The 26,386-nt window shown below is 69.4% G+C and carries 28 protein-coding genes and 3 pseudogenes; 16 read left to right on the top strand and 15 right to left on the bottom strand.

Annotation, left to right across the window (positions count from 1 at the left end):
• Positions 1–46 precede the first annotated feature (46 nt).
• On the top strand, positions 47–199 hold the full coding sequence (locus ACFSKW_RS28575) for a hypothetical protein (RefSeq protein WP_379575556.1): 153 nt from the start codon (positions 47–49) through the stop codon (positions 197–199).
• 250 nt (positions 200–449) lie between these two features.
• Here the strand turns inward: ACFSKW_RS28575 and ACFSKW_RS28580 are convergent, their stop codons facing one another.
• Both ACFSKW_RS28580 and ACFSKW_RS28585 read right to left on the bottom strand, forming a co-directional pair.
• Positions 450–1,364: a DUF8094 domain-containing protein gene (locus ACFSKW_RS28580; protein ID WP_379575557.1), complete on the bottom strand. Its 915-nt coding sequence runs from the start codon at positions 1,362–1,364 to the stop codon at positions 450–452.
• Between the two features lie 239 nt (positions 1,365–1,603).
• Positions 1,604–1,852, bottom strand: a pseudogene (locus ACFSKW_RS28585) (transposase family protein); the annotation flags it as partial.
• 298 nt (positions 1,853–2,150) lie between these two features.
• Between ACFSKW_RS28585 and ACFSKW_RS28590 the strand changes: the two are divergent.
• Positions 2,151–2,483 (top strand): annotated as a pseudogene (locus ACFSKW_RS28590) (IS110 family transposase); the annotation flags it as partial.
• 176 nt (positions 2,484–2,659) lie between these two features.
• On the opposite strand, the gene ACFSKW_RS28595 reads toward ACFSKW_RS28590, so the two are convergent.
• On the bottom strand, positions 2,660–3,037 hold the full coding sequence (locus ACFSKW_RS28595; protein ID WP_379575558.1) for a cupin domain-containing protein: 378 nt from the start codon (positions 3,035–3,037) through the stop codon (positions 2,660–2,662).
• A gap of 63 nt (positions 3,038–3,100) precedes the next feature.
• Between ACFSKW_RS28595 and ACFSKW_RS28600 the strand changes: the two genes are divergently transcribed.
• Complete coding sequence (locus ACFSKW_RS28600) at positions 3,101–3,568, top strand: MarR family winged helix-turn-helix transcriptional regulator (protein WP_379575559.1); 468 nt, start codon at positions 3,101–3,103, stop codon at positions 3,566–3,568.
• 199 nt (positions 3,569–3,767) lie between these two features.
• On the opposite strand, the gene ACFSKW_RS28605 is transcribed toward ACFSKW_RS28600, so the two are convergent.
• Entirely contained in the window at positions 3,768–4,013 is a 246-nt protein-coding gene (locus tag ACFSKW_RS28605) for an integrase core domain-containing protein (RefSeq protein WP_379575560.1), read from the bottom strand.
• A 187-nt stretch (positions 4,014–4,200) separates the two neighbouring features.
• Here ACFSKW_RS28605 and ACFSKW_RS28610 point away from each other — a divergent pair, with 187 nt between their 5' ends.
• The gene (locus ACFSKW_RS28610) at positions 4,201–4,461 is read left to right on the top strand and encodes a hypothetical protein (RefSeq protein ID WP_379575561.1); all 261 of its coding nucleotides are present in this window, start codon (positions 4,201–4,203) and stop codon (positions 4,459–4,461) included.
• Positions 4,462–4,784: 323 nt separating this feature from the next.
• On the opposite strand, the gene ACFSKW_RS28615 is transcribed toward ACFSKW_RS28610, so the two are convergent.
• From ACFSKW_RS28615 to ACFSKW_RS28630, 4 genes and pseudogenes are all read right to left on the bottom strand, one after another.
• Positions 4,785–5,534, bottom strand: a complete 750-nt coding sequence (locus ACFSKW_RS28615) for an SDR family oxidoreductase (protein ID WP_379575562.1) — start codon at positions 5,532–5,534, stop codon at positions 4,785–4,787.
• A 166-nt stretch (positions 5,535–5,700) separates the two neighbouring features.
• A pseudogene (locus tag ACFSKW_RS28620) lies at positions 5,701–5,985 on the bottom strand (NAD(P)H-dependent oxidoreductase); the annotation flags it as partial.
• On the bottom strand, positions 5,910–6,551 hold the full coding sequence (locus ACFSKW_RS28625) for a DsbA family oxidoreductase (RefSeq protein WP_379575563.1): 642 nt from the start codon (positions 6,549–6,551) through the stop codon (positions 5,910–5,912). The gene ACFSKW_RS28625 and the pseudogene ACFSKW_RS28620, both read right to left, overlap by 76 nt.
• A gap of 8 nt (positions 6,552–6,559) precedes the next feature.
• On the bottom strand, positions 6,560–8,062 hold the full coding sequence (locus ACFSKW_RS28630; protein ID WP_379575564.1) for an MDR family MFS transporter: 1,503 nt from the start codon (positions 8,060–8,062) through the stop codon (positions 6,560–6,562).
• Between the two features lie 67 nt (positions 8,063–8,129).
• On the opposite strand from ACFSKW_RS28630, the gene ACFSKW_RS28635 reads away from it, so the two are divergent.
• From ACFSKW_RS28635 to ACFSKW_RS28650, 4 genes are all read left to right on the top strand, one after another.
• Positions 8,130–8,882: a TetR/AcrR family transcriptional regulator gene (locus ACFSKW_RS28635; RefSeq protein WP_379575565.1), complete on the top strand. Its 753-nt coding sequence runs from the start codon at positions 8,130–8,132 to the stop codon at positions 8,880–8,882.
• A 469-nt stretch (positions 8,883–9,351) separates the two neighbouring features.
• A complete protein-coding gene (locus tag ACFSKW_RS28640) occupies positions 9,352–9,654 on the top strand; it encodes a hypothetical protein (protein ID WP_379575566.1) in 303 nt (100 codons plus the stop codon).
• 397 nt (positions 9,655–10,051) lie between these two features.
• A complete protein-coding gene (locus ACFSKW_RS28645) occupies positions 10,052–10,360 on the top strand; it encodes a holin (protein WP_379575567.1) in 309 nt (102 codons plus the stop codon).
• A gap of 282 nt (positions 10,361–10,642) precedes the next feature.
• Positions 10,643–10,972 carry an STAS domain-containing protein gene (locus ACFSKW_RS28650; RefSeq protein WP_379575568.1) on the top strand — a complete coding sequence of 110 codons (330 nt, stop codon included), beginning with the start codon at positions 10,643–10,645 and terminating at the stop codon, positions 10,970–10,972.
• A 543-nt stretch (positions 10,973–11,515) separates the two neighbouring features.
• Here the strand turns inward: ACFSKW_RS28650 and ACFSKW_RS28655 are convergent.
• Entirely contained in the window at positions 11,516–12,301 is a 786-nt protein-coding gene (locus tag ACFSKW_RS28655; protein WP_379575705.1) for a LysR family transcriptional regulator, read from the bottom strand.
• Here ACFSKW_RS28655 and ACFSKW_RS28660 point away from each other — a divergent pair.
• Positions 12,300–12,911, top strand: coding sequence for an isochorismatase family protein (locus ACFSKW_RS28660; protein WP_379575569.1), 612 nt, complete (start codon positions 12,300–12,302; stop codon positions 12,909–12,911). The genes ACFSKW_RS28655 and ACFSKW_RS28660 overlap by 2 nt on opposite strands.
• Before the next feature lie 194 nt (positions 12,912–13,105).
• Here the strand turns inward: ACFSKW_RS28660 and ACFSKW_RS28665 are convergent, their stop codons facing one another.
• Positions 13,106–14,683: a pentapeptide repeat-containing protein gene (locus ACFSKW_RS28665; RefSeq protein WP_379575570.1), complete on the bottom strand. Its 1,578-nt coding sequence runs from the start codon at positions 14,681–14,683 to the stop codon at positions 13,106–13,108.
• A gap of 199 nt (positions 14,684–14,882) precedes the next feature.
• Here ACFSKW_RS28665 and ACFSKW_RS28670 point away from each other — a divergent pair, with 199 nt between their 5' ends.
• Genes ACFSKW_RS28670 through ACFSKW_RS28685 form a run of 4 tightly spaced genes read left to right on the top strand, consistent with a single transcriptional unit; the run spans position 14,883 to position 18,483 of the window.
• Positions 14,883–15,833, top strand: coding sequence for an ABC transporter ATP-binding protein (locus ACFSKW_RS28670; protein ID WP_379575571.1), 951 nt, complete (start codon positions 14,883–14,885; stop codon positions 15,831–15,833).
• Positions 15,826–16,578 (top strand): ABC transporter permease, encoded by a 753-nt coding sequence (locus ACFSKW_RS28675; protein WP_379575572.1) that lies wholly within the window; start codon positions 15,826–15,828, stop codon positions 16,576–16,578. The genes ACFSKW_RS28670 and ACFSKW_RS28675 overlap by 8 nt, the downstream gene beginning before the upstream one ends.
• Complete coding sequence (locus ACFSKW_RS28680) at positions 16,575–17,333, top strand: ABC transporter permease (protein WP_379575573.1); 759 nt, start codon at positions 16,575–16,577, stop codon at positions 17,331–17,333. The genes ACFSKW_RS28675 and ACFSKW_RS28680 overlap by 4 nt, the downstream gene beginning before the upstream one ends.
• Positions 17,334–17,343: 10 nt before the next feature.
• On the top strand, positions 17,344–18,483 hold the full coding sequence (locus ACFSKW_RS28685; RefSeq protein WP_379575574.1) for a sensor histidine kinase: 1,140 nt from the start codon (positions 17,344–17,346) through the stop codon (positions 18,481–18,483).
• 124 nt (positions 18,484–18,607) lie between these two features.
• Here the strand turns inward: ACFSKW_RS28685 and ACFSKW_RS28690 are convergent, their stop codons facing one another.
• The 3 genes from ACFSKW_RS28690 to ACFSKW_RS28700 form a co-directional block, all read right to left on the bottom strand.
• Positions 18,608–18,958 (bottom strand): LysR family transcriptional regulator substrate-binding protein, encoded by a 351-nt coding sequence (locus tag ACFSKW_RS28690; RefSeq protein ID WP_379575575.1) that lies wholly within the window; start codon positions 18,956–18,958, stop codon positions 18,608–18,610.
• A 526-nt stretch (positions 18,959–19,484) separates the two neighbouring features.
• On the bottom strand, positions 19,485–19,943 hold the full coding sequence (locus ACFSKW_RS28695) for a cupin domain-containing protein (protein ID WP_379575576.1): 459 nt from the start codon (positions 19,941–19,943) through the stop codon (positions 19,485–19,487).
• A 758-nt stretch (positions 19,944–20,701) separates the two neighbouring features.
• A complete protein-coding gene (locus ACFSKW_RS28700; RefSeq protein WP_379575577.1) occupies positions 20,702–21,400 on the bottom strand; it encodes a hypothetical protein in 699 nt (232 codons plus the stop codon).
• Between the two features lie 207 nt (positions 21,401–21,607).
• On the opposite strand from ACFSKW_RS28700, the gene ACFSKW_RS28705 reads away from it, so the two are divergent.
• Positions 21,608–22,768, top strand: a complete 1,161-nt coding sequence (locus ACFSKW_RS28705; protein WP_379575578.1) for a sensor histidine kinase — start codon at positions 21,608–21,610, stop codon at positions 22,766–22,768.
• 302 nt (positions 22,769–23,070) lie between these two features.
• Positions 23,071–23,739, top strand: coding sequence for a response regulator (locus tag ACFSKW_RS28710; RefSeq protein ID WP_379575579.1), 669 nt, complete (start codon positions 23,071–23,073; stop codon positions 23,737–23,739).
• Between the two features lie 86 nt (positions 23,740–23,825).
• Here the strand turns inward: ACFSKW_RS28710 and ACFSKW_RS28715 are convergent, their stop codons facing one another.
• Both ACFSKW_RS28715 and ACFSKW_RS28720 read right to left on the bottom strand, forming a co-directional pair.
• Positions 23,826–24,458 carry an anti-sigma factor family protein gene (locus ACFSKW_RS28715; RefSeq protein ID WP_379575580.1) on the bottom strand — a complete coding sequence of 211 codons (633 nt, stop codon included), beginning with the start codon at positions 24,456–24,458 and terminating at the stop codon, positions 23,826–23,828.
• The gene (locus ACFSKW_RS28720; RefSeq protein ID WP_379575581.1) at positions 24,451–24,960 is read right to left on the bottom strand and encodes a sigma-70 family RNA polymerase sigma factor; all 510 of its coding nucleotides are present in this window, start codon (positions 24,958–24,960) and stop codon (positions 24,451–24,453) included. Before ACFSKW_RS28720 ends, ACFSKW_RS28715 begins: the two co-directional genes overlap by 8 nt.
• Before the next feature lie 135 nt (positions 24,961–25,095).
• On the opposite strand from ACFSKW_RS28720, the gene ACFSKW_RS28725 reads away from it, so the two are divergent.
• Complete coding sequence (locus ACFSKW_RS28725) at positions 25,096–25,728, top strand: hypothetical protein (protein WP_379575582.1); 633 nt, start codon at positions 25,096–25,098, stop codon at positions 25,726–25,728.
• Positions 25,729–26,386 lie beyond the last annotated feature (658 nt).

Consider the following 26,386-nt stretch of genomic DNA (forward strand, 5'->3'; position numbering starts at 1 on the left):
CGTCATTCTGGCTGGCGGGCTCGGTTGTGCTGGGAGGGCCGGGTGAGTGAGCGCACGCTGCTGGACCGCCTCGCCGCTCGGGGTGCGCGACTTCGAACACCACCCTGCCGGCTCCGAATGGCGCGTGTACCGGGCGATGACCGACGTGATGACCCGACGCCTGACCGGCACCTCCACCCCGACCTGGCGCGGCGCATGACCAGTCCCGACGCCGGCTCCGACCCGGGCACCTGGCTGCTCGGGTAGATCGACACGCGCGAGGCGGCCATCCCCAGAACACCGAGAACATCCGGTCCTAGCTGAAGCGCCCGATCAGCAAGGGCATCCTCGGTGAAGCCGGGCCGGGATTGTTCGCTCAGCCGCGTCCGTAGCCCGGCAGCGAGCCCCCTGATGAGCTCGCCTCACCCCACGCCAACGACGAAAGGAACGTCAACTCTCGAACCGCCCTCTCAGGAGTACCAGTCGCCGGCGATCTCGTGGATCATCTTGCCGTTGCCGCGGGTGGCCACGCCCAACGTGAGAACGGCCGTGATGGACTTGGGGTCGTTGAGCATGCTGAAGACGTGGAACGAACCGCCGTCCGCGGTGCGGAAGCCGTACGGTCGGCTGTAGGAGTGGTAACCCATGTACATCCCCTTGGAGACGATGCGGTAGGCGCGCCTGCTGTAGTTGTCCTTGGCCAGCCGGTAGCCGTTCCTGCCCTCCTGGTCGTGGATGTCGTAGTCCCAGAAAACCATGTACTCCTGGGCGACGAGCCTGCCGAAGACCCCCGGCATGGCCGTGACGTAGCCCTCGGCGTCCCGCCGCGGCTCGGGCATCCGCTGGCCGTAGTGCAGCGGGCTCTTGGCCGCCAGCCGGAACCCGCCGCCCGTGGGCCGCCAGAACGTCAGGATGTGCGCCCGGTCCTGGCCCGCGTAAGTGGCCTGGAGCAGGAACCACTGCCCGTCGGGCATGGTCTGCTCACGGGGCACGTAGTAGACCTGGCCGGTCAGCCGGATCGGCTTGCGGATCTTGCGCTTGTCGCCGTCCTCCACCGCCCCCCGGTCGATGACCGCCTCATGCCTGGTGCCGTCCCAGAACAGCTCGTCGATCGCGGCCGGATCGTCCCACCAGGCGCGGTTCCGCACCGTTCGGTTGTGCTTGGCCAGCCAGTCGGCGGCGGCCCGCTTGGCGTCGGCGATGGTGAGGCCTGCGGAGGGCGACGGCGACGGCGTGGCCTGCGGAGTGGCGGTGGAGGTGGCGGGGGATGACGTGCCGGCCGAGGCGGACGGCCGGTCCTTGCCGGTGGGCAGGGTCAGCGGCGGCAGCATTCCGCAGCCTGCGAGAGTTGCCGCCAGGACGGCGAGGACCGGTGCCGTGCGCACAGTGCTGGAGCCCTTCGTGGAACGGTGTTGGGGGTCAGCGACTGTCCGGACACCAGCGTGCCCTCGCGGACGGCGCGCACCGGATGCCTTGTCGCTGCCTCCGGTGATGACCGCCCCCGCGCGCCTCCCGTCGTGGATGGCCGAACCGTACCATCCCGATCTTTCACACATTTCAGGCACCCTGTGCGACTACCTGGCCAACTACGGCCTGAGCTGGCAGCCGGCAACCAACAAAAGCTTCAGTGACGGCCCTCTTCAATGAGCTGCAGCAAGAGGATCGCCTGCACGAGGGCGGTCGCACGATGCGGGCAACAGCGCAGCTTGGTCAGCACCTTCCAGGGCTTCAGGGTCGCGATGACACGCTCCCCGATGGCTCGGATACGGGCATGCGAGCGGTTCACATCCCGCTGCCCGCGAGACAACCAGGGCCGATGGCGATGCCGCTTGAACGGCGTCCGGACCGTGCCGCCCGCTCCTTGATAGCCCTCATGGGTTCCGAACGGGCTCGGTCCAGACGGTGGGCTCCTTTGATATCCCCGGCTCGAAGAGGCCTCAAGACAAGGCGGGAGTCGCCGCCGGGACTGCGCCCGTTCCTGTGTCGCAGACCAATTGTGCGCTTGGATCGGTTCCGTGGTTCGAGCCCGCCAGCGCGGAAGATCCCTCGGTTGTCTCAGGGCGTGCAGCCCTCAACGAAGACGGGGAGCTGTGATGGCCGCCGGGATCACGGACGACTCATCGGATGTCAGACCGCCAGGGCACGGACCGGTGACAACGCCAACACCCGCCCCGATCCCCCTCATGATCGAAACACCCCGCGGCCTCCTGGTCGCCGGGCTTCGTGCGGCCCGTCGGCAGATCTACCCGATCAATCCCATGGCTGTCGCCCGCTGTCGCGAGCGCCACTCAGCCTCGGGCAAGAAGTCCGACCATGCCGACGCGATGGTCCTGGCGAACATCTTGCGCACCGACGCGCACGTGCATCGGCCGCTGCCCGCAGACACCGAACTCGCCCGCTCGATCAAGGTGCTTGCCCGCGCCTGCCAGGACGCGACGTGGAGACGGACCCGTGCAGGAAACAAGCTGCGCTCCCTGCGACGCGAGCACTGTCCCGCGATGCTCCAACGCCGTCGCCGACCACGTGCGGGTGCTGGGTGACGCCGAGAGATGTCTCCTTGAGAACGCAAGTCAGAGCGAGGCTGAGAAGAGCGGACCAGGTAGGTCGTGGACCAGGAAGCATCCGCGCCCGAAGCAGGCAGACCGGGAAGCACGCCGGGGCGGGGAAGGGAGAACTGAGGTCAGGCGATCCAGGCCGGGACGCCGTAGTCTGCGCCGTCGGCGCTCATGGCGCGGGCGCCTGCGGCGGCGGTGACCACGGCGGTGTAACCAGCCTCCGCGTCGGCCGACACCTGGCGGACCGTGCGCGCGGGCATGATCACGGTGTCTCCCGCGGCGACGGTGAACGACTCGCCGCCCAGTTCGACGGTGGCGCCGCCGACGATCCAGGTCCACACCTGCTCGACGTCGAAGTCGTGCACAGGGCCCGCAGCGCCGGGCTGCGCATCGACCCGCCACACGGAGCGGCTCGCACCACCCTGGGTCGGCGAGGCGAAAGTGGTCATGACGCCGCTGGGGGTTTCGGAACGGCGGGCTTCGGCATTGCGGATGACGGTCAAGGCGATGACTCTCGTTAAGATGGACAATGAAGTTGTCTAAAACAGTAAATGAGGTTGTCTATCGTGTCAAGTGATCCGCCCGGCTTCGAGCTTCCGCTCCGCCTCCTGATGGGCTTCCGTGTGATCATCGACGAGCTGAACGCCGAACTGGCCCGCCAAGGGCACCCCCACACCCGTCCGATGTACGGCTTCGTCATGCAGTCCATCGGCAACGGCACCACGGCCGTGGAGCTCGGCCGCACCCTGGGTGTGTCGAAGCAGGCCGCGGGCAAGACGATCGAGACCCTCGAACGCCTCGGCTACGTAGAACGCAGCGTGGATCCCCAGGACACGCGTCGGAAGATCGTCCGCCTGACGCCGTGGGGCATCGACGCCCTCACCCGCTCCGCCCGCATCTTCGACCAACTACGCCAACAATGGGCGGACCGGCTCGGCGCCGACCGTCTCCGCGCCCTGGAGTCCGACCTCCGCAAGGTCACCCCGCCCGACTTCTTCCGCCTCGACCTCCCGGGCTGGTTCGGCACGATCTAGTGCTGCGGACCGGAATGATCACCGGGTTGCGTGATGGTTTCAGGCTGCGGGCGTGAGTGGTCGGCCGCCCCAGCGGATGCCCTTCTATTCAACGGTGACAGCCTGATGCTGAGCCGCGGTCAAGCGGCGTGGTGGTATTCGTTGATCGTGCCTGCGACGACGGGTCTTCTGCGGATGGATCGCAGGTCGTTGAGGTGGGTCACGTCGCGGGCGGGCTGCGTTGCGGTGTCCGGGCTAGTTGTTTCCGGGACTGGTGCGGCCGGTGCTCGTTGTAGTGGTTCAAGTACTGGCGGAGCACAAGGGCCAGACGGCGTTTACTGAGGATCAGGAGTTCGCGGCGCAGGGTGCCGATGCGCCCGTCACCGTTGCTGTGCAGGATCGTCGTGCTCTGCACCCAGCGATCCACGTCTTCCGGGCGAAGCCCTTCGCGCAGGTAGGAGTCCACGCGTACCGGCCACGCCTCCCCCGCCCTGTAGGGCGTACGGCTCCCCCAGGGATCGGCGATCCTGTCCACTCGTGACATACGCCCTCCGACGTCGCATGGTTCCGGAACGCATGCCCTGAGGTGCCGCGCCCATACCTACTTCCGGCCACGCGGCCGAGCCCAGCCACGCTGCCGGATGCCGGGCCAGATGTTCGACCTGTCCGAGATCGGTCGCCGTCCTATACGGCTCGCGCGCAGCCATGGTCACACGCCGCTACCCGGAGCGGTCCGGATGGCAGGCACCTACTGCTCCAAGTCGACAGGTGACAGCACGGCGCCGCGACGCAGATCGCCTGTGGATGCCGCCGCCGAAGCCCAGGTGCTCGTTGTGCTCGGGATCGGGGTCGAAGCGGTCGGGGTCGAAGCGGTCGGGATCGGGTTCGTCGCCGCGGCGCAGCCGGAACCGTGACCGGGAACGGATAGGCGAAGTCGTCGACGATGCCGACCCGAGCAGGGCGGACTTGCCGATCCCCGGCTCGCCGCGCACGACCAGGACGCCGCTCGGACCCGACCGCGCCTCCGCCACCAGCCTCGCGACCTCGGCCGGCTCCGTGTCCCGCCCCCGCAACCCGCCCAGAATCTACCGGCTGAGAGAAGGAACTACCGGGAGCCGGCCTCGGCCTGGTCCACCCCGTTGGCTTGGTTCGCAGCTCGTCCACTTGCCGAAGGTGGTCCACGGCGCGCAAGCCGCCGGCGACTGACGCGTGCCCGATTCTCCTGACGGCGCTCTGGCTACACGAGCGTCCCGCCGGAGACGTCCAGGTGGTGCCCGGTCACGTAGCGGCTGTCGCCCGAGGCCAGGAAGGCCACCGTGTCGGCGACGTCCTCCGGCGTGCCCAGCCGGCCCAGCGGCGAAAGTGACGACAGCCAGGCCAGGGCCTCGCCGACCAGGCGTCCCTGGTGCATGTCGGTGTCGATGACGCCGGGTGACACGGTGTTGACGGTGATGCCGCGCGACCCCAGTTGCTTGGCCAGCACCGAGGTGAGCACGTCCAGTGCCGCCTTGGACATGGCATAGTCGATCGCTCCGGGCATGGCCATGCCCCGCGTCAGCATCGTACCGATCGTGATGATCCGGCCGCCGTCACGCAGCCGCAGCAGGCCGAGCTGGGTGATGAAGAACGGCGCCGCGGTGTTGACCGCGAACAGCCGCTGGAAGCCCTCCCGGGTCACGCCCTCGATCTCGGCCTGGCCGCCGAGGATTCCCGCGTTGTTGACCAGGATGTCCAGGCCGTCGGCCTGCGTGTCGAACGCGGCCCACAACGCCTCGGCGTCTCCCGGCACGCCCAGCTCGGCCCGGAGTGCGAAGGCCTGTCCTCCTGCCGCCTCGATGCCCGAGACCGTCTCCTTGGCCGCCGTCTCGTTGCTGCCGTAGTGCACGGCCACCCGGGCGCCCTCCCGTGCCAGCCGAGCGGCGATGGCCCGGCCGATTCCCCTGCTCGCGCCGGTCACCAGCGCCGTCTTGCCGGTCAAGGTCGTCATGATCATGCCTTTCTGTCAAACGGTGTAGGGGGGTGGTGGCCTTGGCGTCGCGCAGCACTCGCGCCCACCAGGTCACCTGGTCCAGGAGGGTCTTGGCGGCGGTGGCGGGCCCGTGCGGGTCCTTGGGCTGTCCGTCACTCCTGAAGGACTCCCACACGCCGTGGAAACTGATCGTGTCCCGCGTGGTGACGGCGTGCAGCTCGGCGAAGACCGCGCGCAGGTGCTCCACCGCCCGTAGGCCTCCCGACCGGCCGCCGTAGGACACGAACGCCACCGGCTTGGCGCGGAACCGCCTGGCCGGCGAACCAGGTGGCCATGGTCGGGCCGATGCGGCCGTCGCGGACGCTGCCGACGATGACGGCCAGCCTGAGCTGCCTATCGGACATGGTGTTCTCCGTTCATCTGTGCGGCCTCTTTCAGGACCGCGAACAGCGTGTTCTCGCTCTGGGATCCGACCAGCGGAGGCAGTCGCTCGATCAGGAAGGCCGGGACGCCGGTGATGCCGAGCCGGCGTACACGCTCGAGCCGGGCGTGCAGTTCGCCGGTCGGCACGCTGTCCATGACGACACCGACCTCGGCGGCCAGCCGGGCCAGGACGGCGGGGTCGCCGATGTGCAGCCCGTCGGTGAAGTGCGCGCGGAAGAGGCGTTCCACCATCGACTCGGCCTTGTGTTGGAGGGCGGCGCTCGCGATCAGACGGTGCGCCTCGAAGGTGCCGGTGGCGATGGCTTTGCCGTACTCGAACCGCAGGCCCTCCAGTGCCGCGTGCGCGGCGAAGCTCGCCGTGCCGGCGGCGGCCTCGGGGCCGAAGGTCTGCTCCAGGACGGCGAGCAACGGCCGCCCTTCGGTGGAGGCACCAGGGGCGAGTTCAAAGGGCAGTAACTCGACCGTCACCGCGACGTCCTCGCTCCGAAGCCGGTCTGCCGCGCGGGTGAAGCGGCTGTAGCCGAGGTAGGAGTGCGCGCAGATGACGTCCAGGGCGATCCCCACATGCACGCTCTGTCGTGTGTCCGGCATGCGGGCCCTCACGCTGCCGCGGTGGCGGGTTCGGCGGGAGTCCGGTCGCGTAGCGGGACCTCGCGGATGAACCAGGAGAGCGCGAACGCGATGACTCCCAGTACGGCCGCGCCGAGCGCCATGGCATGGATGCCGCTGGAGACGGCCAAGTGAGCCACTTCCCGCACGGGTGCCGGGAGCTGCTGGAGCGCCTGTGCCGTCAGCTGACCGGAGGCGATCCGGCTACCGGATTCGGCGCCGAGGCCGGCGATGAGCGTGTCCTGCAGCCGGGTGGTGTACAGGGCGCCGAGCGCGGCCACACCCAGCGAAGCCCCCATCGTGTGCCACAGGGTGACCGAGCCGCTGGCCGCTCCCATGTCACGCGGCTCGGCGCTGTTGACGGTGATGATCGTGGTGCTCTGCATCAGCAGGCCCACTCCTACGCCGCTGATCAGAGTGAGACCCGAGGCGAGCGCCAGGTTGGTGCCGGGCCGCAGGAGGAGCAGCACGAGCATGCCGGCGGAGAAGGCGGCACCGCCGAGGATGGGATAGACCCGGTAGCGGCCGGTGCGGCTGATGAGCTGGCCGGTGCCGATCAGCACGACCACCATGCCGAGCATCGAGGGCAGGATCAGCATGCCGCTGGCGATCGGCGAGGCGCCCTGCACCAGCTGCATGTACTGGGGCAGGAAGGTGGCCGTGACCACCATCCCGACGCCGCCCAGGAAGCGCACGACCTGGGCGAGGGTGAAGTTGCGGTCGGCGAACAGCCGCAGGGGGACGATCGGCTCGGCGGCGCGCCGCTCCACACGTACCAGCGCCAGCAGCGCCACCAGCCCGGCCAGGGCCAGCGCGAGGATCGGAGCAGAATCCCAGGCGTACTGCGTGCCGCCCCAGCTCGCGACCAGACTCAGCGCCACCAACGCGACGGTCAGCAGCAGCGCCCCCAGGTAGTCGATCCTCGCCTTGATCCGCCGCGGCTCCAGCCGTACGGCGGTGCCGATGAGCAGCAAGGCGGCGGCCCCGATGGGGAGATTGACGTAAAACGCCCAACGCCAGCCGAACTGCTCGGCGAACAGGCCGCCGAGCAGCGGTCCGGCGATGAAGGCGATGGGCATCATCGTCCCGAACAGCCCCATCAGCTTGCCGCTCTGCCGGGGTGGCACCAATTCGGCGATGAGCGCCAGGGCGCCCACCATCAGCCCTCCCGCGCCCAGCCCCTGCAGCGCCCGGAAGCCCACGAGCTGGATCATGTCCTGCGACATCCCCGACAGCCCCGACCCCAGCAGGAACAGCACGATCGCGGCCATGTAGACCGGCTTGCGCCCGTACAGGTCACCGACCTTTCCCCAGATCGGCGTCGAGGCGGCCATGCAGATCAGATAGGCCGTCGCCACCCAGGAGAAGTACTCCAGGCCACCGAGATCTCCCACGATCACCGGCAGGGCCGGGCCGAGCATCATGCCGTCCAGCGGGGCCGTGATCATGCCGAGCATCACGCCGATCACGCCTGTGCGAAGCGATCTATCCACGCGTTCCTCCATTCGCGTACTGCGTACTTGAAATGGGACCATAACCATTCAGGTACCATGTACGCAAATGGGGAGAGGGGCGCATGTGGCCGACGAGAAACCGACCAGCATCTGGTTGCAGCCGGAGCGGCAGGAACGCTCCGGGCCGGGGCGGCGCCCCGGCTACAGCCGCGAGCAGATCACCCGGGCGGCCGTTCAGATCGCCGACGCCGAGGGAGTGGAAGCCGCGACCATGCGGCGTATCGCGTGCGAGCTGGGCACCGGCGCCATGTCGCTCTACCGCTACGTGCCCCGGCGCGACGACCTGTTCGATCTCATGATCGACATGGCAATGGGCGAGATCGAGCTCCCCGGCAGCCCCTCAGGTGACTGGCGCTCCGACCTGACGCTGCTGGCCCGGCAGATCCGTACCGCGGGTCTACGTCATCCCTGGCTCATCGCGCTGCTCACCAGCCGGCCGACGCTGGGCCCCAATCTGCTGCGCGTGCACGAGTTCGCGCTCGGCGCGCTCGACGGGACCGGACTCGACATCGACGACATCACCGGCTTCGCCGGCATGCTCAACGACTATGTCCACAGCGCGATCCGCCGCGAAATCGGTTGGATGGAGGAGGCCCGCCGCACCGGCCTGGACCCCGAGCGCTGGAAGCGCGACTACATCGGGCCGTACGTGCGCCAAGTCGTCGTGTCCGGTGCCTTCCCCCTGTTCAGCCGGTCCGTTCTGGACTCCCGCACCGCCCATCTCGCCCCCGTCGAGCGCTTCCAGCATGGGCTCGACCGCATCCTCGACGCCATCGCCGCGCTCATCCGCTCCCGTTGACCAGGAAGATCGTGGCCACCCCTCGGGAGGAGCGGCGGGACCAGGCGAGAGCGGACCGATCGCGTCGACGCCGACACGGACTCTCCTAGCGGGGTCCAAGGTCGCCTTGCCGTCGTCGACGGCGGCCCGTTCACCGTAGGTGAGCGGGACGGCGGCGAGCATACGCTGCAGGTTGTCTTTCGCCTCCACCAGCAGCACGCCGAGCACGAACGCCCCGGGCACCAAGCCGGCTCCGGCGGATGTGACCGCCGCGCTTTCGGTTGCGTGCCGTGCAAGGTCCGGCGGGGGCTGACAGAGCGGTCTCGTCACGCGCGCGCTGCTGCGGCTCGCGGTAACGTCGGAGGCGGGTTCTGAGCGGCGATGTCGCTTTCGGCCCTGGCATGTCGTGCGCGGAATCGGAGGTGATCACGATGCACCCGGTCCCATGACGGCCCCATCCTGGGGCGTCACGGAGCCGAAAGGTGACCGTATGAGCAAGACCGACAAGACCCGGCCCTGGTGGGTGCGGATGGCCGACCGGCCGATGGTGACCTGCCTGCCCGTGCATGATCATCGGTTCGGGCCGTGCACGTTGCCGGACGAGATCACCGCGGAGAGCGCGTCCCTGGGCCACCGCAAGGGCGGCTGCCACTGGGGTGCCCCCGCCTTCTACGTGTTCGGTTGCGGTACCAGGGGTGGGAATCGGGAGTGGTACTCCTTCCGACGGGAGGAGCGTCGGCGCAGCCGTCATCAGGCGCGCCGCGAGCTGCGCGCCTACGACAGCGAAGAGTGAAAGAAGGCGGCGGGCGCTGCTCCGTCCTCGTCGGGCCGATGTGGAACGGGAGCGTCGAGCCATAGCCGACAGCGCTTGATCTTGTGAGGTTTCGTGGGGGTTCCGCTTGGACCCTCCACGAAAGGTCCGCCGCCCTGCGCAACCGGCTCCGCGCCTGCCGATCCAGCTTGCACGGCCACCAACGGCACCTGGCCGATCTGCCTATCGGCGACGGCTGTGAAAGAGGCGTTCGTGTGCCTCGACGTCACGCCTTGATCGACCCTCTGGTCCACCTCTACCTGGTCCGCACGGCGCAACAACGTGACCAGCCCGTACGTGACAGTGAGTCCTCTTCGTGGCCGGCGACTTCCTCGTCCCCCGCCGCACACGAGGAGATCAACATGCAAGCCCGTTCTGGATGGACGCCGCCGAGCGCGGCGTCCGGGCGGCCGCGATCGCGGCCCTGGGCATCATCGGCGGAGAGGCCGTCGGCCTGTTCGACGTGGCGTGGGCTACGGCGGGCAACGTGGCCGCCGGCGCGGCCGTGGTCAGCCTGCTCATGTCCACCGTGGCCGGCTCCGGCGGCGACCCGACGACCCGACGACCCGACGACCGCAGGATTCACGACGAGCACGAGATGGCGGCGCGCTTCGGGCAAGAACACGATGACGCCTCGCTCATCCTCGCAAGGGGTGGATGGAGTGGTCTTTTGCCGCGCATGGGATAAATACGCACAAACGGGTTAAGGATCGACGAGTGGGGAACGAACCTCTCGTTCAGCCGCCTGCTGAGCGGCATCCCGTCGCTTCGTCACTCGATTAGGCCCCGGCTTGTCGGAGGGCGCACACAGGGTCGAAGTGACCCGGAATCGAGGTCATGGATCAGCCGAACGCATCGCCCGCCATACGGGCGTCCACGGCGATGCGTTGGGGGTCGGCACGATCACGTGTCGGCCATGAGACGTGCGGGCGACACACGTCTCCCCTCGAACAGAAGGAGGAGGTCATCCATGACCATCCTCACGGCCGACGTGCGCTTCCATGATGGCTATTCGGTGGTGCGTGTGGCCGGCGAACTTGATGTGAACACGACCTCGACGCTGCTGGACGCCATGGAGACGGCCTTGTCGAATCGGCCCCGCTTCGTCGAGATAGATGTTGCGGCGCTGACGTTCTGCGGCTCCGAGGGGCTGCGTGCGCTGTTGCACGTACAGCGTGCTGCCCTGCAAGCGGGATGCAGACTGCGCCTTTGCCACGTCCATGGTGTGCTCCAGCGGGTGCTGGACGTCACCCAGCTCTACAAGGCATTCACCATCGATCCCGTGCAGGTGCCGCGCTGACCGCGGCCCCGACTCGACCAGCGGTCTTCTGGGGTGAACCGCGTCCGCTCCTCAGCGATCAGGTCAGCCCGCGCGGGATCTCGCGGTCCTCCATGACGCCCCGGTTTACCGGGAGCCGGTGATCGTTTGCGTGAACGGCGCTTTGCCCCGATCTGGAGGACCTCGACGAGGTCGTCCAGCTCGACGTAGCGCGCGACCTCTTCGACCGTCCAGACGTAGGCCACGAAGAAGAGGGCGCCAGTGGGAGCGCGCCTTGAGATGCGCAACCGCCGGCTTCCGTTGAGGCTGATCGGCTCGATCTCGTGGCCATCCGGGGAGCACCACGTCGCATACATAGCGAACTGGACAAATCGTCATATTCTGGACTTAGTGGTGCCCTCGTCGGGGGGAAGCTGCGGGGGCACCGCCGGACCTTCGAGCGCCCCCGGCCAGCAGGGGGCGCTCACGTCCTGAGTCGAGCAGTAGGCAAGCATGTCTTCCAGCGTCACCGGACGAGCACGGCACACCCACCGCCAGTCGAGAGCGGCCCGTTGGAATCGGCGTTCATAGCGCGGTCTTTTCGTGGACGGCGGCTTGGGCGAAGGCGCTGACCCGGGTGGTAGCGCCGGTGGTACGCCAGACCAGCCCCCATTCGAACGGCGGAGCGTCGTCAAAGGGCACGTAGACGACATCGGGACGGGCGTAGTAGCGGACGGCCTGCGCGCCCACGACGAGCATTCCGGCGCCCGCCCCGACCAGAGCGAGTGCTTCCTGGACTGTTTCCGTGGCCTGGCCCTGGCGGATGGGCTTTCCTGAAGGGGTGGTCTGCGGCGCCCGGTCCAGACGCCAGTAGGCGGGCAGGGAGGTGGGCGGCTGCAGGAGGACGCCGCGGGCCAGGTCCTCCAGGCTCACCGAGGCGCGACCGCTGAAGGGGTGTCCGGCGTTGACCGCCAGCATGCGCTGCTCGGTGAACAGGACCGGGCCAGTGGTCAGATCGGGTTCCCTGACAGGAAAGCAGACAATCGCCACGTCCACCTCCTCGGTGCGCAGCCGCTGTAGGAAGTCGGACATGTGCAGTTCGTGCAGCCGGACCTGGCAGTCGGGATGGCGCCCGCGGAACGCGGTGACGGCTTCCAGCGCCACCTGGCCGGCTGCGGCTCCGGCGAACCCGAGGTGCAGCAGGCCGCTGATCCCTCTGGCCGCCGCGATGGCCCGGTCCAGCCCGACCTGGATCTGCGCGTGCGCCGGCGCGAGGTCGTCGTACAGCCTTCGACCGATCGAAGCGAGGGCTACCCGGCGGCTGGTCCGTTCGAACAGCGGGGCGCCGATTCGCCGTTCCAGCTTCTGGATGGTCTGGGTGACGTGCGAGCGCCTGACTTACGTGCCCTTCACCCCGGACGACGCCGCTGTGCTGCTGATCGATCACCAGGTGGGGACGATCGGCTGGGTCGGCTCGGCCGATCACGACGAACTGCGGGCCAACACCGTCCGCCTGGCCAAGACGGTCAAGGCGCTGGGCATGCCGACCGTGCTGACCACCAGCATGGAGGACCAGGTTCAGGGGCCGCTGATCCCCGACCTCGAGCAGATCATGCCCGCGGAGTACTTCGCGCGGATCCAGCGCACAGGAGTGGTCAACGCGATGGCCGACCCCACCTTCGCCGCCGCCGTCAAGAACACCGGTCGCCGACGTCTGATCGTCGCCGGTGTGACCACCGACGTGTGCGTGGTCTACCCGGTCCTCAGCGCGCTCGCCGACGGCTACGAGGTCCAGGTCGTCGTAGATGCCTCCGGGTCGCTCAGCCCGGTCAGCGACGAGATGGCGCTGCGCCGCATGGAACGCTCCGGCGCCGTGCTCAACACCACCCGTCCGCTGCTGGCAGAGCTCGCCGACAACTGGGCCGGCCCGGCCGGTCAAGCCGTCCTGGGCGTTCACGCCGAGCTTGAGGCACAGCGCTGATCCACCTCGGGCGCGTACTCGGCCGGAGCCTCGCACTCGGTCGAGCACGCGCTCGGAGCGCGAGCAGCGGATTGGGCGACCCCCACCGCCCCCTGAGCCGGTACGAAGGCTTGACCCCCAGTCCGGCGCCAGATCCACGGGCGGCCCCATCACTTCGGGCACCGCCTTGCCCAGGTGGACAGTGGCGGGAAGCGTTATTTGTCCATGATCCGCTTCAGCGCCTTGCGCCCCCGGGCCAGCGTGTCGCGCGCCTGGTTGAGGTCCCCGATCACGGTCGCCTTTTCCACCTGCTCCCTGGCCTGCTCGTAGGCGTCCAGGACGCGGTGCCAATCCGTGGCGCTCGCCTCCCGCGTGCGGTCGTCCGCCGCGTCGATCTCCTCGCCGAAGCGTGTCACCTCCTCAGTCAACTCGGACCTGATCTCAGCCAGCCGGACGGCAGCACGGGCCTCACGCTCACGGCGAGCGCGGCGGCGCTTGGCCGAGCCTCTCGCGATGCCGTAGGCGATCAGGAGCAGCAGCCCGGCGAGGATCCCCCAGAAGATCTTCCACCCGAGCGCGAGGGTAGCGTGCGAGCCGGACAGGTCGGCACCGGTGTCGCCGTGACCGAGGTCGAGGTCGGTGACGTCGGCCCCGGCGAAGCGGGCTCCAGAGAGCATCCCGCTCTGGAAGTCCGCACGGATCAGCGTGGCGCCGCGGAAGTCGGCATTGCGCGCGTCCGCGCTGGTGAAGCGGGCATCGGTGAGGTTGGCGTCGACCAGCCGCGCGCCGTCCAGCTTTCCGCTGGTGAACTGGGCGCCGCTGAGCTGAGCTCCGGTCAGGTCGGCGCGGCTCAGATAGCGCAGCGAGGCGCCGTTGGCCGAGACGCGCCGCAGGACCGTCTTGCGCAGCTTGACCGAGGACAGGTCGACGCCGTCCAGCCGGGCGCCGGTAAGGTCGGCGCAGCTCAGGTCGTCGGGGAAGGCGGTGACCTGAGTGAAGTCCTGCCCGGAGAAGTCGGGGCCGCTGCCCGGCGCGCAGTCCTCGGCCGGTTCCGGCAGGTCGGCGGGCATGCCTTTGCTCCCAGCCAGGTTGATCCCACGCGAGCGGCGCAGGTCCACCCGGCTGATGTTGGCCCCAGTGAAGGTGGCGCGGGTCAGGTCGGAGCCGTCCAGCCGGGAGTGGGTCAGCACGGCACCGTCGAAGACCGTCCCAGTCATCGTGGAGCTGTAGAGCATGACCTCGCTCAGGTCGGCGCCGCGCATGACCGTGTCGATGAGCAGACTGTCGTACATGATGGCCTGACCCAGCTTGGCCTTGCTGAAATCCGCCTTCCTCGCGTCCATGCCGTAGAGGGTGGCGGAGACCAGGCTCGCCCCGTTCAGGCGGGCGCCGTCGAGCTGGGCGGAGTGGAGGGTGGCCCGGTCCATCTCAGCCTCGCGGAAGTCGGCGCCCTCCAGGCGTGCGCCGTACAGCTTGGCATCCTGCAACTGCGCCTTGGTGAAGAGCGCGGAGCGGGCGTCGACGCCGGACAGGTCCGCCTCGGTGAGGTCGGCGCCGCGCAGGTCGGCCTGGTAGAGGTTGTGCGGCAGACGCACGCCGGCCAGCTTCGCGCCGCGCAGGTTCGCGCAGCTCAGATCCGGAGGGAGGGTAGCGCGGGTGAGGTCGCGGCCCGACAGGTCGGGGCCGCTGCCGCGCGAGCAGGTGGCGGCATGGGCGGTGCCGGTCAGGGAGCTGGTGGACACCAGGCCGGTGAGGGCCAGGGATAACAGGGCGAGCGAGGCGGCCAGACGCATGGCGGCAGCGTAGAATCGCCGACTTGCAGTCCGGTTGATCCAGCTCCAACGCACAGGAGAAGCCGGCCATGGCCCGTGGCGTGGCGCCCGGGCACTATTTCGAGAACCCACATGCGGAGACCGGTCGCCTACTCGGCCTGCTCGCGAAGTCGTGAATTCCTCACTGTCTCCGCCGCCGCCCCTGGCGAAGAATCAAGGCGTGCCAGCCATACAGGTGAACCACCTCGGCAAGAGCTACGGCAGATTCCAGGCGGTCAACGACATTTCGTTCGAGGTTGAGGCGGGAACGGTCTTCGCCCTGCTCGGCCGCAACGGCGCGGGCAAGACCACGACGATCGAGCTGCTCACAGGGTTCCAGAAGCCGGACACCGGTACGGTCAGGGTGCTGCGCCTCGACCCGATCAGGGACCGCGCCCAGGTGCGTGGCAACGTCGGCATCATGCTGCAGGAGGCCGGATTCTTCCCCGAGCTGACAGCCGGTCACACGGTCGAGATCTGGCGTGACTTCACCCCCGCCGCGCGCCCCGCGAGCGAGGCGCTGGAGTTGGCGGGCCTGACGGCGAAGGAGAAGACGAAGGTGCGGCAGCTGTCCGGCGGCGAGAAGCGCCGCCTGGACCTGGCACTGGCCCTGCTGGGCCGACCCGACGGGCTGTTCCTGGACGAGCCGACAACCGGCATGGACCCCGAGGCCCGCCGCAACATCTGGCAGGTCGTCCGCGACCTCGCCGCACGAGGCACGACCGTGCTGCTGACAACCCACTACCTGGAGGAGGCCCAGCAGTTGGCGACGAAACTGGCCATCATGGACAGGGGTGAGATCGTCATCGGCGGTGACATGGCCGAGACGCTGGCCGCGCGGGTGGGGCGGGTCTCATTCGAGCTGCCGTCCGTGATCCGTCCCGGAGAGCTGCCGCTGCCCGCGACCGTGCGGGGCAGCCTCGCCGTCGTCCAGGCCGCTGACCCCGACCTGGCCGCCCAGACGCTGCTGAGCTGGGCGAGCGAACGCGGCCTGCGCCTACGCCGCCTGGAGGCCCGGACGGCGTCACTGGAAGACCTGTTTCTGGAACTGGCCCAAAGCTACGAAATTCCCCAAAACGATGTATCTGCCGGAAGCGACCGCCCTGGCCGGAGTGGTGACGCCCGTGCGTGAGGTGTTGGCCGTGGCGCGGCTGGGCGGGCGGCTGTTCTGGGGCGACGGACGGGCCGTCGGTGGCATCGCGCTGCTCAGCGTCTTCCTGGGCGCGGGCCTGCCGCTGCTGATCGCCGCCTCACTCCGAAGCCGCGACATGGAAGTGGTGCTCGGCATGCATCTCGGCATGCTCGCCATGGTCCTGACCATCGTCGCGACCACCCAGACGGCCGTGGCGCTGTCGACCAGGCGGGAGCTGCTGGTTCTCAAGCGGCTACGCGCCTCGGGCCTGCGCGGGCGGGCCATCATCGGTGGCGAGCTGGTCAACATCGTTACGCAGGCCACTCTCCTGTCGGCCCTCGTCTCGGTGATCCTCTACATCTGCACCTACCTCCCGCCACCCAAGCTGCCGGTGCTGTTCGCGGCGTGCGTCGTCGCAGTGGCCGGGGTACTGGCGCTGATCGGGGTCGTCTTCTCGATCGTGACCCGCCGCCCCGATCTCAACGCCCCCGCCACGATCCCGTTCATGCTGGCCAGCGTGGTCGGAGCCGGAGGATATGGGCCGTTCGTCACCGGACTCCTGCCCGGCTGGGTCCAGTGGACACTCGACCTGCTGCCGACCGGAGCGATGGTCGAGATCGCCGGACTCGCCTACCGGGGCGGCGAGCTCACGACACTGACCGGGCCCGTCCTGAACCTGACCTTGTGGGCCCTCCTCACTCTGGTCACCATTCGCTTCCGCTTCCGATGGGACCCACGCCGATGAGCCTCACGGCCACCTACAAGCTGAGCGCTCGGCTGTTCTGGCGCGACAAGGGCATGCTGCTCGCCTCCGTGATCACCCCGTTGGGGCTGGCGATCGGGATGCCGACGCTGATGCGCAACGTTCAGGCCGACGGCACCACGGCCGCGGCGCAGATGTTCGTGGGGACGCTCGCGCTCATCCTGTCGGGGACCGCGTTCCTGAACATCACCGTCGCCCTGACCATGCGACGCGACCAGCTCCTGCTCAAACGGCTGCGCACCACCCTGCTCACCGACCGGCAGATTCTCCTTGGCGAGGTCGCAAACACCGTCACGCAGACGGTCGCCCTGATGATCGTGTCGGCCGTGGCCGTACACCTCCTGGCCGATCTGCCGCTGCCGAGGAGTCCGGTGCTGTTCGCGATGTTCGCGGTCGCGGGTTCGGCGGTGCTGGCGACGCTGGGGGTGGCGTGGACGGCTGCGATCCCACGCGGGGAACTCGCGGCTGCCATGACGATGCCGCTTTTCTTCCTGGCGGGATTCGCCGCAGGGGCGATGGGCCCGATCATGAACCTGCTGCCTTCCTGGCTGCACCCACTCCTCGCCGCCCTGCCCACCACCGCGGTGGTGGACGCGGTCCGCCCCGCCTACGGGGCTGGAACACTCGGCTCCGACCTAGCGGCGGCAGCTGTGCCGACTCTGGTTCTGGCGGTGTGGGCGGCGGTCGCGCTGTTCTCGATCAGGAGGTGGTTCCGCTGGGAGCCCAGGAAGTCGTAATGGGCCGATCATGAACTCCATCCTCGCGCGGCGGCTCGGGATCGCGCTGATCGTCCTGGTCTCGGTCGGCTACACGATCATCCCCCTCGTGGCTTCCCTCACGACCGCCTCCACCTCGGTCAACGCCGGGCGGCTCGTGGCGCTGACCGCTTTCTACTGGCCGCATCTTCTTCATGTACGGCAGGCTCTCACTGGCACCCGGTCCCGGTGGCTCCCCGCGACACTGGCGGTGCAGGTGCTCGCCACCTACCTGCCGGAGGCCCTCGGGTTCACAGGCTGGTCGGCCGGAACCGCGCCGCTGCTGGCCGGGCCGATGCTCCTGCTGCTCCCGCTGCGCTGGGGCGGCGTCCTGGTGATGACGATGATGGCGGTGGAGTTCTGGTGGCTACAAAGCATCTTCCACAACGTGACCGGCTCGTACTTCTACGCCCTTACCATCCTCATCACCGGCGCCATGATCTACGTCGTCGTGCGACTGGCCCGGGTCACCGCCGAATTGGAACAGGCGCGGGCCGACCTGGCGGAGGCGGCGGTGCTGAAGGAGCGCTTGCGGATCTCCCGCGACCTGCACGACGGACTGGGCCACAGCATCACCGCGATCGCGTTGAAGGGCGACCTGGCCACCCGGCTCATGGACCGCGATCTCCCCGCCGCGAAAACCGAGATCGGCGCGCTGGTCCAGGTGGCGAGGGAGGCCGCGCAGGAGGTGCGTCAGGTGGCTCGCGGCTACCGGCGGATGTCGCTCGCCGGTGAGGTGCACCGGGCCGCGGCGCTGCTGGAATCGTCCGGAATCAGCTGCCGGGTCAACCTCGCCGAGATCACCCCGTCCCGCGAGCCGGACGAGGCCCTCGCCTGGGCCGTGCGCGAGGGCGTCACGAACATCCTGCGGCACAGCCGCGCCACCACCTGTTCGATCACCACCTCGAACCGCGCGGGACGCACCCAACTGGAGATCGTCAACGACGGCCTCCCACCTAATGACGCGCAAACAGCTACCGAGCCGGTCGGCGACGGGCCTGTTGGTGCCCAATCTGTTGGTGGCGGGCTGGTCGGACTGGTGGAGCGGGCCGCGCAGGTGGGGGGTGCGGTGGAGGCCGGGCGCACGTCCCAGGGTGGGTTCCGGCTGATGATGGAGGTACCCACCTCCTGACCGAGGACATGCACAAGATCCGGGCCGCACTCACCGCTCTGCTTCGTCTGGAGTCCGGCCTGGAGGTACGGGCGAGGTGACCTGCGCACGCACGGCACCCACGCGGGTTGATCGTCTGCAATCCCTAAGTCGCCATCAGTGAGGCAGTCAGGTGGTCGCGGAAGCGGCGGGCCGCCTCGGACACGTAGGCCCCCTCCCGCCAGAACAGCCGCAGTACCCGCTCGGCGCCGGGAGCGGCCAGCCGTACGGGAGAAAACGGCGCCCGCGATGCCGCCAGCGGCGAGCGGAGATACCATGCGGGCCCGAACCCTACACCGAGCCCGGCGCTGACCATCTCGATGGCCGTGGTGGCCTCGTCGATCTCGCACGCGACCACCAGCTCCAGCCCGGCCTCGGAAAACAGCCGCTCGGCCAGCGTGCGCTGCCATATCCCCGGCCGGGTGGTGACGACGGGTTCGCCCGCGAGGTCGGCCATGGTCCCCGTCGACACTGTTCGTCGCGGGCAGCTCAGCCAGCGCGCACATGGCGGCGCTGGCCGCTCTCACCCAGGACGATCCCGCCCTCCAGCCGGGCTTCGAGGACGCCGACACCTCGGTCACCGGTGCCATCTGCCTGAACGCCTGGTACGGCACCTACTACGGCCAGGGCCCCGAGTCCTCGCCGCTGTCCCACATCGCACCGGACGCACCGCCGTTCCTCAGCTGCGCTCCGCCGCGGAGCCGAGGTGCTCCGCGGCGACTTGAACGCCCTGCGCGCCCGGGGCGACCGGGCCGTGACGAGGTCGTCCATCTGGCGTTCATCCACGACTTCACCCAGTCCGAGGCCTCGATCCGGCCTCACGCGACCATCTTGTCGACATGCCGCCAAAGCTCAATGGACGGATGGCGACATGTAGGGGAACATGACGCAGGCTGAGACCGGGTCGCCGGCAGTGTCGCTGGCGGGGTTCCGGCCGAGGTGTCCTCATGAGGGGCCAGGCGTCCGACCGACGCAACGCCGCTTCAGCGTTCGGCAGGATGGAAGTCGTAGGGCTGGGAGTCGTACACGTAATAGACGCAGTCGGCACCCGGGGCGCACTTGCCCCAATGCGTCGCCTTCGACGGGTAGTAGAGGTAATCACCTGCGCCGACCCGGTAGGTCTTGCGCCCTTCCAAGTGCCACAGCATGACACCCGAGACCCCCACGACGCGTTCTGGGCTGGTGTGCCAGTGAGGGGAGAAGGGGGTACCGGCCTTGAGGGTGAACATCGCCTCCGAAGGGCCGGTCTTCGGGTCGCCCTTCAGCTGGACGAAGGTGCATCCCTCCAATCCTTCACAGGGGGAACCTTTCTCCTTGTGATGGTGGTAGATGACCTGGTCCGCGGCCTGTGTGGGGCGTGACTCGGCGAGCGAAACGGCCGTTCCGCCCGCCATGACGGCCAGCGCGCCGGCCATCATGGCGAAAGGCAATGTCTTGCGCATGCTTCATCTCCTGCTGCGAGATCCGGCTCAACCGGACCCTGGTCCGAATATGCTGCGAAATTATCGGACTACGGTCCGGTTAGTCAAGGGTGTGCTGGAAGTGGCCATCCGCTCCCCCACGCTCGACGTGTCCATGGCCGGCAGTCAGGGCCGGATCCACCCGCCAGGGGCCCTGTACAAGATCGAACGCGGGCCAGCTGACCGGCTGGATGACGCCGACCATGCCGATCGAGCAGGCCGAAGATCCTGCGCCGCCCGTGCGGCTCGAAGGTCTGGATCGCGCTACAGCAGGCATTGACCGCCGAGCTCGCGCGCGTGGATACCCCTTCCAGCGGCTCCCCCAGCTGAACCACCACGACCTCCGGCGAGGCCGGCCGCACCTGCCCCGCCTGCGACGCTGTCGTCGACGTGCCGCTGGACGCTGACGGTCATCCTTGGCTCCCCCACGCCGGCAACCCCCGTCCGCTGCGGCCCGAGAGCGGACGCCTCGCCCGGCTCGGCGCCTGGGAGAACAGCGGCGCCCAGTGACGCCCGCCTGTCTGGGCGCGGAGTAGCAGGCGGGTGAGCTCGCCTTTCCCGACGAGGTCGGCCATCCCTGGCGTACAGGCGCCCGCGGGCTCCGTACCGGCCGCCGTTCTCTACGTCCGGCCGGTGCGCGATGGGGCCCGGCCTCGCCGGCACAAGGGTCTCCAAGGTGAGGGCGGGAGCGGCGACGCCACCGGTCGGCCGGCGCTTCGGCGGCGACAGCGCCGCCGGGATCACGCCGCGGCACGCTCGCGCTGGAACGTGCGCACGCCGGCCACCGCGAGCGGGAGGAACAGCATGCTGAACACGCCGCCCACCACGTACGTCAGGTGGATCGGGATGAACATCATCGCGACGAAAGCGCCTAGATAGACGGCGGTCTGCCACCAGCCGGCGACACCGGCGCGGGCGAGCCCGGCGCTCAGCGCCAGCAGGCCCACGAAGGCGAACATCTCGGTGCCGCTCCACAGGGGCATGAACGCCGACCCGTCCACGGTGTCCGAGATCCGCCCTGCGATGTCCATCGGGAGCTGCTGGCCGATGACCATCCGCCACCAGTCGTCGCGCACGGCGCCGGAGACGTTCAGCAGCCCGAGCGCGGCGGCCAGCGCACCGAACATGGTCAGCCACCGCCCCTTTCGACCGCGTATGAGCCCAGGCACGACCATCGCGCCCAGCGCGCCGACGATCAGGCCGTAGTGCAGGAGGATCGCCGACAGCTCCGTCAGGACACTGTCGCGGGCAAGCGAGGTGACGTAGTCGACCGTCGAGTCGGAGCTCTGCGGCGGGCAGGTCATCATGCCGGCGAACATGAGCAGGGGGCCGGCGATCAGGGCGCAGCCGCCGACGCGACGCAGGAACCGGCCGGCTTGATCGGCGGTTTCGGGGACCACGTCCGTGATGGCCGTCGCGGTGTGGGCAGGGGCGGTCATGTCGTACCTCCGGGGTTGCGTGTCGTTGGCGAAAGAACTCTCCCGCCGGGACACCGGGCGGCGCGTCAGCCGTTGCGTACCGTGATCGCTCCACGCTTCGACGGACCGGCTCTCCCGTGGGTCAACCGTTCGAGGGACCCGGTACGCGGCGGCGGTCCGCCATTTGGCGGACTCGGCGGGCACCGGGCATGGTTACCATCGGTGGCCATGACGATGACCAGGCTGAAGGACCCCCGCCTCGTCCCGCTGGTGTTCGGACCGCTGATCGGCATTCTGTCCGTCCTGGAGACGAACCTCGACGACTTCTTCGGCGCCAGTTCCGCGGCCATCTCGGTCTCGGGGATCGTCTTGGGCGTCGGCGTGGTGGTGGCGACCTGGTACCCGCTCGTCGGTGCGGTCGTCGCGGCCGCCTGCTTCCCCGTCGGCGTGGTGGCGTTCGACGCGCCGGGTGCCGGCGGCGCGGCGATGATCGGTCTCATCGGGGCGGTCGCCTGGGCCGGATGGCGGGAGCCGCCGCGGCGTTCGGCCGTCGCGCTGTGCGTCGCGGCTGTGTCCTTCGCGGGCACGTCGGTCCTCGGCGGCGAGTCGTTGTGGGAGCTGTTCTTCGTGCCGGCGATCCTGCTGCCGGGTTGGTACATGGGGCTGCTCGCGCGGCGCAGCGGCGAACGGGCGGTGAAGCTGGCCGAACTGGCCGCGGCGCTCGACGCCGAACGGGAGGCGAACGCCCAAACCGCGGTCGCGCAGGAGCGCACGCGCATCGCGCGGGAGGTGCACGACGCCGTCGCGCACTCGGTCAGCGTGATGACCCTGCAACTGGGCGGCTTGCGCCGCCTGCTCGCCAACCGCCCCGCCGAGCAGGAGATCGTGGCCGGGCTGGAGCGGCTCGGGCGGCAGACGGTGGAGGAGATGCGCGGCCTGGTCGGCATCCTGCGCGAGCGTGTCGACGGCGAGCGGCCGACGCCCGTCCCGTCGCTGGCCCGGGTCGACGAGCTGATCTCCGACGTCCGCGCCGCCGGTCTCGTGGTACACCTGGACTCCCCGGCCGACCTGCCGCGGCTGCCGCCGGTACTGGACCTCACCGCCTATCGCGTGCTGCAGGAAGCGCTGACGAACGTGCTGCGGCACGCCGGGGCGGCTCCGACCGCGGTCGTCATCGGGTACACCGAGCAGGCGCTGACCCTGGAGGTGTGCAACGAGCCGGGACCGGTGGCGCGCGAATCGGCTGGAGCACCCGCGAAGCGCGGCGGCCACGGGCTGGTCGGCATGCGCGAACGGCTGGCGATGGTGCACGGCAGCCTGCATGCCGCGCCCGAACCGGACGGTGGCTTCGCCGTCCGGGCCCGATTCCCGCTCCCCCGAACACGGTAGGAATAATGATGCGACACGGATGAATCCGGGGATTCCCGTTCTCACGGGTCGGATCTTCCTGCTTGACAGGCGACTGCCACCGCACACCCGTCCTACGTGGCCTCGACAGGCTTCACCTCCCGTCGGCCCGGCGGTAGGCCCGGGCCGGCCGGCCTGGTCATCACCAGCCCATCCGAACAGCTGAACCACGCCAAGAGAGGGGTTGCCGTCATGCGGAACAGCACTGCTCGGTTCTTGAAGGCCCTCCCGTGCTCCCGATTCCGCTTCAGGTCTGAAGCTCGGGAGCTCCTCGGGAGTCACCGATGACCATCTCGGTGGCGCTCGTCGACGACGAGGCGATGATCCGGGTAGGCCTGCGGATGGTGCTCAGCGGCGAGCCGGACATCGAGGTCGTCGGCGAGGCGTCCGACGGCGTCGAGGCTCTCGGCCTCATCGCGCGTACCCGCCCCGACGTCGTCCTGATCGACGTACGCATGCCGCGCATGGACGGCTTGGAGGCATCGCGGCAGCTCGTACGGGAGCACCCGCAAAGCAAGGTCATCGTGCTGACCACGTTCGACGAGGACGAGCACGTCGCGGCCGCACTGCGTGCCGGAGTCAGCGGCTTCCTGCTGAAGGTGGCCCCGCCCGAGGATCTGATCGAGGCGGTGCGGACGGTCGCGGCCGGCGGCGGCCTGCTGGACCCGGCGGTCACCCTCCGGGTGATCGCGGCGTTCGCCGGGCAGCCGGACCCGACCCGTGTGACGAGCCGGGCGGCCGAGCTGGAGTCGCTCACCGGCAGGGAGACCGACGTGCTGAAGCTGCTGGCGCAGGGACTGACGAACACCCAGATCGCCGCCCGGCTCTACCTGGGAGAGGCGACCGTCAAAACGCACCTGTCCCGGATCCTGATGAAGCTGAACGTGACCACCCGTGTCCAAGCGGTCGTCTTCGCCTACGAGAGCGGGCTCGTCCGCCCTGGGACCGGTTGATCGGCCCGCGCCTCCACCGTGGGCGAGTCATGGTCGCGCCGCCTTGACCACGCGAGGACGGCCCGCGTCCCATCGGGCGCGGGCCGTCAACGACTGATCGGTGCGCGGAGCACGGCCGGGCCGCCGGGTACGGTGCTCAGGCCGAGCGCGACCGCCTCGTCACCCTGCACGGCCGCCGACAGCTCCATGGTCAGGCCCATGCCCCTCGCGGTGAAGCTCCCCGCAGGGATCCGGCTGCCGTCGCGGTGCTCCAGCCAGACGAGGTAGCGCTGGCCGGTGGTCAGGCCGCTGACCGACAGGTCCACGGCCGTGCCCCACTGGCGGGCGTCCAGCTGGGCGGAGACCCGCATGCCGCCCGATCCGTACGTCACCATCGGCCTGTCCGTGCCGGACAGCCCGGCAAGCAGCGCCACGCCCGCGATCGCGGCCGCCGCCAGGCCTCCGGCCCAGGCCAGCCTGCGCAGGCGCCTGCGCGCGTGCCGGGCGCCGACGGCGGTCAGCACGCTCTCGCGCAGCCAGGGCGGCGGCGCGGGCGGCAGGGACACGCGGTCGGGGTCGGCGTGGCCGAGCGCGCCGGCCACCGCGCGCAACCCGTCCAGCTCGGCCCGGCAGCCGGGGCAGCCGTCGGCGTGTGCGAGCAGCGCGGCGGTCTCGCTCTCCGGCAGGCGGCCGAGCGCGTACATCCCAAGAAGGGGCTGATAGTCACGGCAGCTAATCACCGTCCCACCCCATCTCCTCCATGACCAGGCGGAGCGCCTTGAGCGCGTAGAACACCCTGCTTCGCACCGTACCTGGAGGAATCCGCAGTTCGGCGGCGACCTCGGCGGGCGCCCGGTCACGCAGATGGACCTCCACCAGGATGTGCCGCTGCTCCGGCGACAGGCGCCACAGCGCCTCCTCGACCTGCATGCCGAGCAGCAGCCCCTCCAGATCGTTGCCCGCCGGCAGATCCTCCCCCTGCTCGGCCGAGGGCTGCGGCCGCACGGACCGCGCCCGCATGAGGTCGATCACCACATTCCTGCAGATCGCGAAGAGCCAGGTGCGCGGGGACGACTGCCGGTGGTCGTAGCGGGCCGCGGTACGCCAGGCGCGGACGAAGGTCTCCTGCACCGCGTCCTCGGCCAGCCCTGTGTCGCCGAGCGACCGCCTGGCGAAGGCGAACAGCTCGCCTCCGTGATCGTCATAGACCGCCCGCAACGTGGCCTCGTCATCCAGCCGCACCTGTCCTCCTCTCGTTCCCTGGGGCATACGGAACGGATCGCTGCGGCGTTCATCCGTTTCACGTGAACGCGACGCGCGGTGGCACCGTACCCCCTCCTGATATCAGCGACATCAGCAACCGACGGAGGAGACGACATGCGTAGAGGTGTTCGGGCGGCGGCGCTCGGGGCGGCACTCTCGGTGACCGCGGTGTCAGCGGTTCCCGCGCTGGCGGGCACGGCGTCAGGGTCCGAGCAGCGCGCCCACGTGCGGATCCAGTCGCCGAGGGCCGACGCGTCGACCGGGGTGGAGGGAGCGGCCTGGACGATGGAGCTGTCCATCCACTACCGCGACGGCCTCAAGGCGGCGGGGTGGAGCGGGCCGCAGGTCACCGGTCCCCAGGGCGGCACCGGCACGTTCGGGCCTGGCAAGGACGACAAGCTGCCCGGCGTGGTCGTCCTGCTTTCCACCACGACGGGCTTCTCCGGGCCTGGTACCAACCTGGCGAACCTGTTCAACGTCACAGGGGTGGCCCAGCGGGACCAGAGCGGGGCCAGGATCTGGGACTCCTGGCTGGTCGGCAAGGCGCTGTTCGGCAAGGACGTCGACAGCGTGGTAACCGTCGCGGTTGTGAAGGACCTCGACGGCAACGGCGTGCTCGACGACGCCCCTGACGTGGTCAAGGACGTCACGGGCGACGGCCGGGTCGACGCCCGTGACCTGCGGGAGCTGGGCGTGGCGTCGAACGTCGCCGTGCTGCCGTTCCACATCAGCGGCGCGGCCGCCTGACCGGCTCGCCACCGGACCGGCCGGCCACGAGGTGACACCGGCCACACCGGATGGCGTGTAGGCCCGCGCCTGCGGGGACGGAAGTCCCCGGGGCGCGGGACCTCGGTCGATGTCCCGACATCCCGCTTCCGGGCTGCGCTGGGGTACCTCCAGGTGGTCGGGGAGCCCATGATCGTCGGCACACTGGTCGGCGCCCTCATTAGCGGATCGAGCCCGGTCGGGGTTGAAGAACGCCACGTTTCAGCGGAACGGCGAGCTCGACGTCGTCGACATCCGCGTCAACCTCGATCCACCGGGGTTCCGAACGTGGCGAACTCGTTCGTGACCACGTTGTAGGTGATGGAGTGTCGCTCGGCGATGACGGTCCGCCGGGCGATCTGGTCCATCCGACCGGTGCCTGGGCGGCCCAGCAGGCACCTACACCGTTTCGACCGTGAATACGCCAACCGGCTCCCCAACGACTGGAAAGTACCCGGCGTCTACCTGCTCCTCGACCGGCCCGACGCCGTTGGCCACTGGGGCGCCTATGCCGCAAAGGCCACCTCGCCGACTGGGCCGGGTGCTACCTGAGGTAGCCGTGCCCTCTGTCGCCGGCAGGCGAGCTCCTCCTCAGCCGGTGGCAGGACGGCGGCTTGCGCAGGCGGTGCCGGCCGTCGAT

The sequence above is a fragment of the Nonomuraea mangrovi genome (assembly GCF_042681425.1).
GTDB lineage: Bacteria > Actinomycetota > Actinomycetes > Streptosporangiales > Streptosporangiaceae > Nonomuraea > Nonomuraea mangrovi.